This is a genomic window from Tumebacillus flagellatus (genome assembly GCF_000714935.1).
In the GTDB taxonomy this organism is placed as follows: domain Bacteria; phylum Bacillota; class Bacilli; order Tumebacillales; family Tumebacillaceae; genus Tumebacillus; species Tumebacillus flagellatus.
Genome location: NZ_JMIR01000026.1, coordinates 47015 through 59597 on the forward strand (window position 1 = coordinate 47015; position 12583 = coordinate 59597).

General features: G+C 58.1%; 11 protein-coding genes. All 11 read left to right on the forward strand.

The features are described 5' to 3' along the window. The first annotated feature begins 406 nt into the window (after positions 1-406). The 11 genes from thiL to EL26_RS16040 all read left to right on the forward strand — a co-directional run bounded on the left by thiL (position 407) and on the right by EL26_RS16040 (position 12260). Positions 407-1420, forward strand: coding sequence for a thiamine-phosphate kinase (gene thiL / locus EL26_RS15990; RefSeq protein ID WP_202962862.1), 1014 nt, complete (start codon positions 407-409; stop codon positions 1418-1420). Between the two features lie 14 nt (positions 1421-1434). After that, positions 1435-1920, forward strand: a complete 486-nt coding sequence (gene tsaE, locus EL26_RS15995) for a tRNA (adenosine(37)-N6)-threonylcarbamoyltransferase complex ATPase subunit type 1 TsaE (RefSeq protein ID WP_338010864.1) — start codon at positions 1435-1437, stop codon at positions 1918-1920. Beyond that, the gene (tsaB, locus tag EL26_RS16000) at positions 1902-2660 is read left to right on the forward strand and encodes a tRNA (adenosine(37)-N6)-threonylcarbamoyltransferase complex dimerization subunit type 1 TsaB (RefSeq protein WP_038091080.1); all 759 of its coding nucleotides are present in this window, start codon (positions 1902-1904) and stop codon (positions 2658-2660) included. The genes tsaE and tsaB overlap by 19 nt, the downstream gene beginning before the upstream one ends. Then, positions 2657-3148, forward strand: a complete 492-nt coding sequence (rimI, locus tag EL26_RS16005) for a ribosomal protein S18-alanine N-acetyltransferase (protein ID WP_052036471.1) — start codon at positions 2657-2659, stop codon at positions 3146-3148. Before tsaB ends, rimI begins: the two co-directional genes overlap by 4 nt. 8 nt (positions 3149-3156) lie before the next feature. Further along, positions 3157-4257: a tRNA (adenosine(37)-N6)-threonylcarbamoyltransferase complex transferase subunit TsaD gene (gene tsaD, locus EL26_RS16010; RefSeq protein WP_052036472.1), complete on the forward strand. Its 1101-nt coding sequence runs from the start codon at positions 3157-3159 to the stop codon at positions 4255-4257. 126 nt (positions 4258-4383) lie between these two features. After that, positions 4384-6048, forward strand: a complete 1665-nt coding sequence (locus tag EL26_RS16015; RefSeq protein WP_038091082.1) for a M81 family metallopeptidase — start codon at positions 4384-4386, stop codon at positions 6046-6048. Positions 6049-6351: 303 nt separating this feature from the next. Continuing rightward, positions 6352-7605, forward strand: coding sequence for a sugar ABC transporter substrate-binding protein (locus tag EL26_RS16020; RefSeq protein ID WP_038091084.1), 1254 nt, complete (start codon positions 6352-6354; stop codon positions 7603-7605). A gap of 87 nt (positions 7606-7692) precedes the next feature. Then, a complete protein-coding gene (locus EL26_RS16025) occupies positions 7693-8619 on the forward strand; it encodes a carbohydrate ABC transporter permease (protein WP_038091086.1) in 927 nt (308 codons plus the stop codon). Position 8620: 1 nt separating this feature from the next. Continuing rightward, positions 8621-9448 carry a sugar ABC transporter permease gene (locus EL26_RS16030; RefSeq protein ID WP_038091087.1) on the forward strand — a complete coding sequence of 276 codons (828 nt, stop codon included), beginning with the start codon at positions 8621-8623 and terminating at the stop codon, positions 9446-9448. A gap of 39 nt (positions 9449-9487) precedes the next feature. After that, positions 9488-10507, forward strand: coding sequence for a LacI family DNA-binding transcriptional regulator (locus EL26_RS16035; protein ID WP_038091088.1), 1020 nt, complete (start codon positions 9488-9490; stop codon positions 10505-10507). Positions 10508-10532: 25 nt separating this feature from the next. Beyond that, the gene (locus tag EL26_RS16040; protein WP_038091089.1) at positions 10533-12260 is read left to right on the forward strand and encodes a glycoside hydrolase family 13 protein; all 1728 of its coding nucleotides are present in this window, start codon (positions 10533-10535) and stop codon (positions 12258-12260) included. The last annotated feature ends 323 nt before the right edge of the window (positions 12261-12583 follow it).

Here is a 12583-nt window from a genome sequence, read left to right on the forward strand (position 1 = left end):
GACCAAAGACTCGACGACGTTACTGGCTGATCTGGTGTTTACGAGCAGCGGTGCGGCTTTTGTGACCGGACCCCCGTTTCCTTGTGATCCAAAGCTTGCTCAAGTGCATACCGGGTCAACAACCCCGCACCTGCAAGAACCGATCCCATGAAAAACAACTCTGCAAGAAACATCCCTATACTGCCCAAAAAAGTTCACCTCGTCATAAGTTTCCTAGATTTTTTATAGGTACTTCTACTTTACGCGAAGATTCGCCAAAATAAAATGGGCAAAATGTGCAATTTTTTGAAAATACATCCGGGATTTTGCGGTGGAAAGCGTTTTTTTGCGCTCGTTCGCAGATGTTTTTTTATGAGGCAAGGATAGGTATAATAGGAAAAGGTTCGTAAAGGGCGGGTGAGTGTTTGTGAAGATACGTGAGATCGGGGAATTTGGCTTGATTGATGCGATCACAGGTCTTCTGGATCAAGGAGACGACAGCGTGGTCGTCGGCATCGGAGATGATGCGGCTGTTACAGCCTATTCCAAAGGCTCTCAGGTGGTGACGACGACCGACATGCTGGTCGAGGGCGTGCATTTTCGCCGCGACACGATCAGCGACCGCTCGCTCGGGTACAAGTCGCTGGCCGTCTCGATCAGCGACATCGCCGCGATGGGCGGCATCCCGAAGCACGCCGTCATCTCGCTGGCGATTCCCGTCGAGATGGAAGTGGAGCGTTTGCAAGACCTCTATGCGGGCGTGGCGGACGTGTGCCGGGACTATCAGACGCACGTGGTCGGCGGCGACATCGTGAAAACCAGCGGGCCGTTTGTGATTTCCGTGACGTTGATCGGCGAAGTCGAAGCGGGACGGGCTTTGCTGCGCTCCGGTGCGCGACCCGGCGACTTGCTGTTCGTGACAGGCACTGTCGGAGGATCGGCGGCGGGACTGGACTGTCTCTTGCAAGCCGAACCGCGCGTCGAGGCGGCAGAGGAGGACCTTCGGCACCTCCTCCAAGCGCATCAAGAGCCGCGCCCGCAAGTGTCGGCCGGACGGTTGCTCTTGGAGTCGGGGTTTTGCACGTCGCTCAACGACGTGTCGGACGGACTGGCGAGCGAATGCAACGAAATTGCCGAGAAGAGCGGCGTGCGCTTGGTGCTTGAAGGGGAGAGTGTTCCCTTGCACGAGAGCGTGCGGCGCTACGCGGCGTCGCGGGGGCAAGACCCGCTGGAGTGGGCGCTTTTTGGCGGGGAAGACTATCAACTGGTCGGAACCATGAAACCGGAGGGCGTCGCACCGCTCACCGCGCTTTTTGCAAAAAACGCCCTGTCGATCACCGTGATCGGGCGCGTCGACGAGGCGGGGACGCCCGGCGTGACGTTGGTGCGGAACGCGCAGAAGCAGGAGTTGAAGCCGAGAGGGTTCAACCATTTCGGCTAAGGAGTGATGCAGCAGTGACACAAGCATTGAAGTATGAAACGGCATCGAGCGGGGAGACGCAAGCGCTGGCGGCACGACTCGGCGAGATTGTGCAAAGTGGCGACGTGCTGTGCCTCTCCGGCGATTTGGGAGCGGGCAAGACGACGTTCACCCAAGGGTTGGCGCGCGGGCTCGGCATTGAAGAGCCTGTCTCTTCGCCGACGTTTACGATCATCAAGGAATACGACGACGGGCGCATCCCGCTCTATCATATGGACATCTACCGGCTGGGAGAAGCTGCTGTCCAGGAAGACTTGGGCTATGACGAGTATTTTTACGGCGAAGGGGTTTCTGTGATCGAGTGGTACGGGTTTTTGGAAGAGTTGATTCCGGAAGACCGTCTGGAACTGCACATCACGCTCGCCGAGGGCGACGGCCGCCGGTTGCGCTTCACCGCAACCGGTCCGCACGCCACTGCACGACTAAAGGAGTTGGAACAACTGTGCCCTACCTCGCACTAGATACCGCCACGACTTCGCTTTCCGTTGCCGTCGGAGAGCGCGGCAAGCTGTTTGGCGAAGCGACGACGCAACTTTCGCGCAACCATTCTGTGAAACTGATGCCGATGGTGGAGAATTTGCTCGCCGACCTCGATCTCGATCCGACACAGCTCCAAGGCTTCGTGATCGGGCGCGGCCCCGGCTCGTACACCGGCGTGCGCATCGCGGTCACGGCCGCCAAAGCGATGGCGTTTGCGCTGAACCTGCCGCTCGTCGGCGTCTCGACGCTCGACGGCCTCGCCCGCCACGGCGCGGTTTCCGACGCGCTGGTCGTGCCGATGCTCGACGCGCGCCGCAGACAGTCGTACACGGCGCTGTATGAGAACCAGAACGGGTTTTTTGTGAAGATTCAAGAGGACAAGCTCTTGGTGCTCGACGACATCATCCGGGCGATCAACTCGCGGATGGTCGTGCGCCGTTTGGATAAAACCAAGCCCGCGCAAGTGTTGCTGCTCGGCGACGGCGCGGAAAACCACCGCGACGAGCTGCAAGAGAAGCTCGGCGACAAAGCGCGCTTCGCCACGTCGCCCGCCCAGAATTTCGTGCGCGCCGCTCATCTGCTCGATGTCGGCATTCCGCTGTTGGAAGCGGGCGAAGTCCACGACCCGGCGACGTTTGCTCCGGAATACCTGCAACTGGTGGAAGCGGAAGCGAAGTGGCTCGCCGCGCAACAGGCGGCGAAGGAGGGCGAGCCGTCATGACCGGCACGTTGGAATTCCGCCGGATGACGCTTGAAGACATCCCGAGCATCTTGGAAATCGAGCACAAATCGTTTACGCTGCCGTGGTCGGAAGAAGCGTTCCGGTTGGAATTGACGCAGAACCACTTTGCGAAGTATGTGGTGGCGGTCGTGGACGATCTCGTGGTCGGCTACGGCGGGACGTGGGTGATCATCGACGAAGCGCACGTCACCAACGTCGCCGTCCATCCCGACTATCGGGGGCACGGCATCGGCGAGTTGTTGATGCGGCAGTTGATGGCGGTTGCGATCTCGCACGGAGCGGATCGGATGACGCTGGAAGTGCGCGTATCAAACCTCGTGGCCCAGAATCTCTATGAGAAGATGGGCTTCCTCTCCCACGGCATCCGCAAGGGCTACTACACCGACAACAACGAAGACGCCATGATCATGTGGGCCGAACTGCCGCGCCTCGCGCTTGATCCCGCGTCGGATGTGGAAATGGAGTAACAAGCGATATGGGATACCAACAACGAGTGCGTGACAAATACAACGCCGACCGCGCGTCCGGAAAGCCGGTCGTCATCCTCGGCATCGAGACTTCCTGCGACGAGACGTCCGCGTCGGTCATTCGCGACGGGCGGGAGATTCTCTCCAACGTCGTCTCGTCGCAGATTGAAATTCACAAGCGCTTTGGCGGAGTCGTCCCGGAAGTGGCGTCGCGCCGCCATGTGGAGAACGTCAACGGCGTCGTCGAAGAAGCGCTGACGCAAGCGGGCGTGACGCTCGACGACCTCTCCGCAGTCGGCGTCACCTACGGCCCCGGTCTCGTCGGAGCCCTGCTGGTCGGCGTCGCGTGGGCGAAGGGCCTCTGCTTTGCGAAAGGCATTCCGATGATCGGCGTACAGCACATCGCGGGGCATATCTACGCGAACTTCCTCTCCGGCGGCATGGAGCCGCCGCTGCTGGCGCTGGTCGTCTCCGGCGGGCACACGGAGATCGTGCACATGCCGGCACACGGAGAGTTTGAATTTCTCGGGCGCACCCGCGACGATGCGGCGGGAGAAGCGTATGACAAAGTCGCCCGGGCGATGGGACTCCCGTACCCCGGCGGTCCTGTGGTCGACCGTCTCGCGCAAGAGGGCAACCCGGAAGCGTATCCGTTCCCGAGAGCGTGGATCGACGACGAGTCGATGGATTTTTCCTTCTCCGGCTTGAAGTCGGCGGTGCTGAACACGATGCACAACGCCGAACAGCGCGGAGAGGAATGGAAGCAAGCGGACATCGCGGCATCGTTTCAAGCGGCCGTCGTGGAAGTTCTCGTGGAAAAAACGGTCCGTGCCGTCCGCAAGACCGGCGTTCGCAACGTCGTCGTGGCGGGCGGTGTGGCGGCGAACCGCGGACTGCGCGCCGCACTTCAGAAGCGGGCGGAGCTAGAGGGGTTCGGCGTGCACTTCCCGTCGCTCGACCTGTGCACCGACAACGCCGCGATGATCGCCGCCGCCGCGTTTCCGATGTATGAGGCGGGACGTTTTCACGATCTCGACCTCAACGCCGTCGCGTCGCTCAGTTTGACGAAGTGGGCGGATACGCCGACGATTCCTTTTTTGGTGAAGTAGAACCGGAGTGTGGAGGACAAAAGGGCTGCGTGCCTTTTTGTCCTTTTTTTGTCGCTTTTGGGGCAAGGGGTTTGGGGGAGCGGCGGCGAAGTGAGTTGGTAATTTTTTACGGGAGGGTTGGTTGCAGTGAAGAAGCGGATAGCAGTCGGGATCATCAACCAAGAGACGAATTATTTCTCTCCGATCGGGTCAACGAGGGATGTGTGGCGGGTGTTGTATACGGGGCAGGAGATTTTGGAGTTGTATCCCGGCTCCGAGACGCCGGTCGGAGCTTTCATGCAAACGGCAGAGCGCGAGGGGTGGGAGTTGATTCCGACGCTCTGTGCGACAGCGGGCTCGTCGGGCGTGACCGACCGGGAGATGTACGCGTGGATGAAGGAGCGGATTTTGGAGCCGATTCGGCGGGAGCAGCCGGACGCGGTGTTTCTGTTTTTGCACGGGGCGATGATGGCGGAGGATGTCGACGATGTGGAGGGCGATTTGGCGCGGGCGATCAAGGCGGAGATCGGGGAGCGACCGTTGCTGCTGGAGATGGATCTGCACGGGAACATCACGCCGGAGATGGTGGCGCATGCGGACGGGGTGTTCGCGCTGAAAACCAACCCGCATGTGGACGTGATGGAGCGGGCGTGGGAAGCGGCGGAATGTCTGCGCCGGATCTTTGCGGGGGAGGCGAATCCGGTGACGGCGTCCGCGCATCCGCCGATGATGCCGCCGACGATCAACATGCGCACGGCGGAAGGGCCGATGAGGGAGCTGTTTGCGTTGGCGCAGGAGTGGGAGCGAAAGCCGGGCATCGTGAACGTGTCGATCTTCGGCGGCTTCCCGTATTGCGACTTCCCCGGCGCGGGGCTTTCCGTCGTCACGACCGCCGACGGAGACCGCGAACTCGCGCAGAAGTGCTCCGATGAAATCGCCGCACGGGCGTGGGAGATTCGCGAGCAATTTTTGAAAGACGTGATCCCGGTGGAGCGGGCGATGGAGGTGATCGAGGGGCTTTTGCAGCAGGAGAATGCGGAACCTGCAAGTGAAGACGCGCAAGGGACGCAAGGGACGCAAGGGACGCAAGGGACGCAAGGGACGCAAGGGACGCAAGGGACGCAAGGGAGGGCGGGCCTGTCGACCGGCGTAAATGTGCCGTACGGAGTCGCTCCTTCCGATGTTGTTGACCCTCTTTCTGCCTACGACGCCCTGTTCGCCCGCCCGCTGGTGCGGCCGATCGTCGTCGCCGACATCAGCGACAACGCGTTTGGCGGAGGCTCGTCCGAAACGACCGGCTTGCTCGGCGAACTGCTGAAACGCCCGGTGCAGGGAGCCGTGGTCGCCGCCATCTACGACCCGGAAACGGTGCAGCGGGCGATCGAAGCCGGGGTGGGGGCGCAAGGGGAGTTTTGGATCGGCGGGAAATTCGCTCCGCAATACGGCGCGCCTTTGCGGGTGCAGGCGACGGTGCGCGTGCTGACCGACGGGCGATTCCACGCGCGCGGCCCTTGGGCACCGGGGACTTTGCACCTGGGAAGAACGGCCGTTCTCGAAGTCGACGGCGTGAAAATCGTGTGCACGTCTGTGCGCTATCCGTGCAACGACGCAGACCTCTTGCGGCACGCGGGAATCGATCCGCTGGACACGCCGCTGATCGTCGTCAAATCGCGCGGGCACTTCCGCGCATCGTTCGAACCGTTTGCCCGCCAAATCCTTGAAGTAGACGCTCCAGGCCCCGCCTCGCCTGATCTTTCGCGGTTTACGTACCACCGAATCAAGCGTCCGGTCTGGCCGTTCGACCCCATTTGAACAAGCCTTGCATAGAAAACAGATCCGGTTCGCATACTACAGGTGTTGATTTCCAGCGGTGCAACTGCTGTAAATCGTTTGCACTAAAAAGTGCGGACCGGAACCGTTGACCAAACCAAACGTGCGGTCTATACTCATAGATAGAAGAACGTTCGACGCTATCACTGAAAGATAGGGAAGCGGTTTCAAAAAAATTTCGCGGGGTGTGCAAACGCTTGCCTCCCCGCGCATATCTATCAGATATAGTGAAAACGTTTACTACAGACCACAGGCTGTACCATTGTCTAAGGGGGAAATTACGAGATGAACACGTCTTGGAAAAAAGCAGTATCCGTGCTGGCTACGGCTGGCGTCATGGCTTCTTTGCTGGTCGGTTGCGCAAGCTCCGGCGATGACAAGAAAGCCGATCAAGGCACCCAAACCGGCCAAACCACCGGCGGCAAAGTCAAGCTGACCGTTTGGTCTTACTGGAAAGAATCCGAGTTCGAAGCTCTGAAATCGGTTGCGCAAGAATGGGCGCAGAAAACCGGCAACGAAGTCACCCTGCAAATTGACAACGACAAGGAATTCCAAAACTACGCGACCGCAGCTCGTTCCGGCAAAGGTCCGGACATCCTCTTCGGTCTCCCGCACGACAACCTCGGCTCCTTCGCCAAAGCAGGCCTGCTCGCAGAACTGCCGTCCGGCGAAGTCAACGAATCCGATTACGCGCCGGTAGCGTTCCAAGGCACGACGGTTGGCGGCAAGAAAGTCGCAATGCCGATCTCCATGGAAACCTACGGCCTCTACTACAACACCGACAAAGTGAAAACCCCGCCGACCACTTGGGCTGATTTCGTCGCATCCGCTCAACAAAACGGCTTCATGTACGACATCAACAACTTCTACTTCTCCTATCCGTTCATCCAAGGCAACGGCGGCTACGTCTTCAAGAACAACAACGGCACTTTGGACGTCAACGACATCGGCCTCGGCAACGAAGGTGCGAAAAAAGGCTACCAGTTGCTCAGCGACATGGTCAACAAATACAAGTTCATGCCGGCTGACGTGAACGGCGACATCGCGAAAGGCAAGTTCACTTCCAAAGCGACCGCGTACTACATCTCCGGACCGTGGGACGTAGAAGCTGTGAAGAAAGCAGGCGTGAACTTCGCCGTCGCTCCGCTTCCGGCTCTTGAAGGCGGCACCGTTCCGAAAACCTTCGTCGGCATCCAAACCGGTATCGTCTCCACCAAGTCCGAGCATCAAAAAGAAGCTTGGGACCTGCTGAAGTACATCTCCGAAAACGGCTCCAAGAAATTCCTCGACGCGGGCGCTCGTATCCCGGTTGTCAAGAAACAGCTTGAAGATCCGTCCTTCAAAAACAACACCACCGCAGTCGCGTTTGCAAACATCGCGTCCAACGGTGAACCGATGCCGAACATCCCGGAAATGGCTTCCGTATGGACCCCGGAAGGCAACAACCTCAAACTGGTGACCTCCGGCAAGTCCGCGGCTGACAAAGCAGCGGCTGACATCCTGAGCCAAATCAAAGAGGGCATCGCAACGCAACAATAACGGCACACGTCACTTTTTGACAATCACAAGCGGGGCATCACTTGGTGCCTCGCTCCTTATTTCGTTAGGAGAAGGGAGGGAACCCGCGTGGCCAGAACAAAGAAACTAAAAAAACAAAGCGGTTGGGTTCCATTTGCGTACTTGTCCCCGGCGCTGCTGACGATTGCCGTCTTCAGTTTGGGGCCGGTGATTTACACGATCTATCTGTCGTTTACCAACTTCAATTTGAACCACTTCGACACGTTCCAATACGTCGGGTTTGAGAACTACAAGCAAATCATCGCAGGTCCGTTTTTCAAAGTGTTCGGGCCGGTCTTCATCTGGACGGTCGTGTATGCTTTGTTGTCAACCGGCATCGCGTATTTAGCCGGTTTGTTTCTCGCCGTGTTGCTGAACAACGAGCGGATGAAGGAATCGAACTTCTACCGCGCCATCCTCGTCATTCCGTGGGCATTGCCGGCGGCGATCGCCATCCTCGCATGGCAAGGGCTGTACAACGAGTCTTTTGGTCAAATCAACCTGTTGCTCTCCAAGATCGGGATCTCCAAGATTCCGTGGCTTTCCGACCCGTACTGGGCGAAATTCGCGATCGTTTTGACGACGATCTGGCTTGGCTATCCGTTCATGATGAACGTCTGCTTGGGCGCGTTGCAAGCCATTCCGAAAGACCTCTACGAAGCGGCGGACATCGACGGGGCGGGCCGTTGGAAGAAGTTCACCTCCGTCACGCTGCCGGGTCTGACCTCTTCGACCTTGCCGCTCCTGATTTCTTCGTTTGCGTTTAACTTCAACAACTTCGGGGCCGCGTTCCTGATCACCGGCGGCGGACCGCCGCGTCCGGACACGCAGTTTGCCGGATATACCGACATCTTGGTCTCGTCTGCGTACTCGATGACCTTGACCTTCAACCGTTACGATCTCGCGTCTGCGCTGTCGCTGATCATCTTCTTGATCGTCGGCACGCTCAGCTTCATCAATATGAAATTCACGAAAGCTTTCGAGGAGGTGGACTGAGATGAAGGGATATGACGCGTTTAACTTGTGGATCTCCCGCATCATCATCTGGATTGCGGTGTTGGCCTCCATCTTGCCGCTGTTCTTCGTCTTGACCGCCTCGTTCTCGTCGGGCGAAGCGTTTTTTTCGGAAAACCTCATTCCAAAATCCTTTACGATTGAAAATTACTCGCATGTCCTGACGTCGACGAACTTCCCGACCTGGATGAAAAACTCGTTGATCTTGGGCTTCTCTGTCGCTGTTTTGCAAACGATCCTCACCGCGTTGTCGTCGTACGCGTTTTCGCGTCTGCGCTTTTTCGGACGCAAGTACGGCTTGATGGCGCTGCTGATTCTGCAGATGTTCCCGAACTTCATGGCAGTCTCCGCGATCTTCGGCATCTTGGTCAAACTCGACCTCATGGACCACTTGGCTGCGCTGATTCTCGTCTTTGCCGGCGGGAACGCGTTCAACATTTGGCTGATGAAGGGCTACATCGACTCTTTGCCTCGCGAGTTGGACGAGGCTGCGACCGTGGACGGCGCGAACTCTTGGCAGATCTTCTGGCGCGTGATTTTGCCGCTGTCTCTGCCGATGCTGGCGGTGGTGTTCCTGTTCTCGTTCATCGGGGTCTTCTCCGAGTACGTGCTGTCCTCGGCGCTCTTGAAATCGCCGGAGAACTTGACACTTGCCGTCGGTTTGCAACAATTTATTAAGAACGAGTTTGCGGCGAACTGGACACAATTCGCAGCGGCGGCCGTCATGGCATCCGTACCGGTTGTCATCGTGTTCTCGCTGATGCAACGCTGGATTGCCGGCGGTCTCATGGCGGGTTCCGTCAAGGGATAATTTAGAATCAGGTTTCACAGGGAGAGGAGGCTGGCACACGTGACGGCTACGATCAAAGACGTTGCGGCGCGTGCTGGGGTATCCCCTTCCACCGTCTCGCGCGTCATCTCCAACCATCCGCGCATCTCTGAAAAGACCAAGCGTGCTGTTCGGGAGGCGATGGAGGAATTGGGGTACCACCCCAACATGTTGGCGCGCAGTCTTGCCAAGAAAAGTTCAGAAGCGATCGGGGTGCTGATTCCGAGCACGACCGAGGAGTTTTTTATGAACCCGTTCTTTCCGGAAGTCTTGCGCGGCATCACCGATGTGGCAAAGCGAGAGGGATACGACCTGTTGCTCTCGACGTCCGATTCGGGCAAAGAGGATGTTCGTTCCCTCACGCGCATGATTCACGGAAAACGAGTCGACGGCGTGTTGCTGTTGTCATCGCGCATGCAGGACCCGCTGATGCAAGTGTTGCGGGAGAATCCCTTCCCGGTCTCGATGATCGGCCGCCCGGAAGTGGAATTGCCGATTGCGTGGGTGAACAACGACAACATAGCCGCTTGCTATGAAGCAACGCGCCACCTGATTCAGCTTGGACACCAGCGCATCGGGTTTCTGGGGGGCGACGAGAGCTTTGTGGTCACGCGGGACCGGTTGCAAGGGTATAACCAAGCGCTCGACGAAGCGGGAATTCCGACGGACCGGCGGTTGATGTTTGCGAGTTCGTTTATGGAACAGGGCGGCTATCACGGCATGACGCGTTTGCTTGCGCTGCCGGACCGCCCGACCGCTGTGGTCGCGTCCGACGATCTGTTCGCGTTCGGTGCGATGCGTGCGGCGGGAGAGCTTGGGTACCGCATCCCGGAAGACATTGCGGTGGTAGGGTTTAACAATGTGCGATTGACGGAAATGTCCAACCCGTCGCTGACGAGCGTCGATGTGCATATCTACGAACTGGGCGTCGCGGCCGCCAATCTGTTGATTGAGCAGATTCGCGAAGGTGCCACGTCGGAGAAGCATGTGATCGTGCCGACGCAGTTGGTGGTCAGGCACTCGTGCGGAGGACGGGGGTAAATGCCGAGAGAAAGAGGGCTTGAGGATGAATCAGGAAGCTATTTTTCACATGTCTCACGGCGCGTACGCGTACGCGTTGGGACCGCATCATGCGTTGATCAAACTTCGCGCCAAGCGCGGAGACTTGAAATCGGTGCATATGGTGCACGAAGACCGCTTCGAACTGCCCGGCTCTTATGCAACTCAAGAATTGAACTACGCGGGTTCAGATGAATTTTATGATTACTTTACAGCGGTGGTGGAGACGAGAACGCGGAAGCTCCGCTACCGCTTTTTGTTGGACAACGGGCCGGAGCAGTATTGGTACGGGGAGCGGGCGCTCTCGAACATCGCCGATTTCGCCGGCTGGTTCCAACTGGCGTACTTGCCGAACCGCGACTTGTTCGTGATTCCGGAGTGGGCGAAGAGTGCGGTGGTCTATCAGATCTTCCCGGACCGCTTCCAAAACGGGAATCCGGACAACGATCCGGAAGGCGTGCGTCCGTGGGGCGAGTTGCCGACGCCGCATACGTTTTTTGGCGGGGATTTGCAAGGGATTTTGGACAGACTCCCGTACTTGGAGAACTTGGGCGTCAACTTGATCTACATGACGCCGATCTTCTTGTCGCCGTCCACGCACAAGTATGACACGGCCGATTACTACGCGATCGACCCGATGTTTGGCGATGTGGAGACGTTGAAGCGTTTGGTGGAGAACGCGCACGTTCGCGGCATCCGCGTGATGCTCGACGCCGTGTTCAACCATTGCGGTGCGGAGTTTCCGCCTTTCCAAGACGTTTTGGCGAAGGGGGAGGCGTCCGAGTACGCCGACTGGTTCCACATTCACAGCTTCCCGGTCGATATGCAGGAAGTGAATTACGAGACGTTTGCCAACCATGTGGCGTCGATGCCGAAATTGCGCACGGAGAATCCAAACGTGCGCGATTATCTGCTGGATGTGGCGGAGTTTTGGGTGAAGGAAGTAGGGATCGACGGTTGGCGTCTCGACGTGGCCAACGAAGTCGATCACGCGTTCTGGCGCGCGTTCCGCGATCGGGTGCGCGAGGCGAACCCGGAGACGTTGATCATCGGCGAGGTGTGGCATGACTCGTCGCCTTGGTTGCAAGGAGATCAATTCGACGGCGTGATGAACTACCTGTTCCGCGATGCGGTGATTGAGTTTTTTGCAAAGCGGACGATCAGCGCGGATCGTTTTGATGCGATGCTGACCAAAACGCGGATGATGTACAAGCGTCAAGCGAACTTCATGATGTTCAACTTGCTGGGCAGCCATGACACGGCGCGTTTTTTGACGATCTGCAACGGGCGTGAAGAGCGCATGCGCTTGGCGGTGGTGTTCCAGATGACCTATGTGGGGATTCCGGAAGTGTACTACGGCGACGAAGTGGGCATGGTCGGAGAGAACGACCCGGATTGCCGCCGGACGATGATCTGGGAAGAGGAGAAGCAGAACCGCGAGTTGTTCCGCCTCCATCAACAGTTGATCTCTGTTCGAAAAGCGCATCCGGCTCTGCAAACCGGTCTGTATCGCGCGGTGGACAAAGACGCGCTGCACAATCTCTACGGGTTTGTTCGCGAGACGGAGAACGAGTCGATCTACATCTTGCTTAACAACGGCAGCGGCAACCACTGGGTGTCGCTTCCGGAAGGGGTAAGCGGTCGGGATCTGTTGACCGATCGGGTGTACAGCGGCACGTTCGATCTGGAGTCGTACGGTTTCCGCATTCTCCTGTTGAGCGGCGGAACGGTGTAGTTTTTTTTGATAGGTAGATGAAAGAGGCTTCCGACCGCGCGGTGTGAGGAGATGGCACCGTGCGGGGGGAGCCTTTTGTTTTGCTTGCGGAATTTGTTCCGGTTTGTTCGGCGGGACAAGTTGAGCGAGGGATGCGGGACATGCTAAGATTGCTCATGTCGCCGCGAGATGCGACGGGTTTTTTGAAAAAAAGGCATTGACAAATGGATAGGCTTCGTGTTAGTCTAAGAAATGTCGCCGCTGAGCGATGCTTTGAAAGATGATTGATCCTTGAAAACTAAACGAGTGATAGATGAAGATCGATTCGAGCCAGAAGCTCTTCG

Coding starts and splice junctions, on each gene's coding strand:
- rimI (WP_052036471.1), top strand. CDS start 2,657: ATGACCGGCACGTTGGAATTCCGCCGGATGACGCTTGAAGACATCCCG.
- tsaD (WP_052036472.1), top strand. CDS start 3,157: ATGGGATACCAACAACGAGTGCGTGACAAATACAACGCCGACCGCGCG.
- EL26_RS16020 (WP_038091084.1), top strand. CDS start 6,352: ATGAACACGTCTTGGAAAAAAGCAGTATCCGTGCTGGCTACGGCTGGC.
- EL26_RS16030 (WP_038091087.1), top strand. CDS start 8,621: ATGAAGGGATATGACGCGTTTAACTTGTGGATCTCCCGCATCATCATC.
- EL26_RS16040 (WP_038091089.1), top strand. CDS start 10,533: ATGAATCAGGAAGCTATTTTTCACATGTCTCACGGCGCGTACGCGTAC.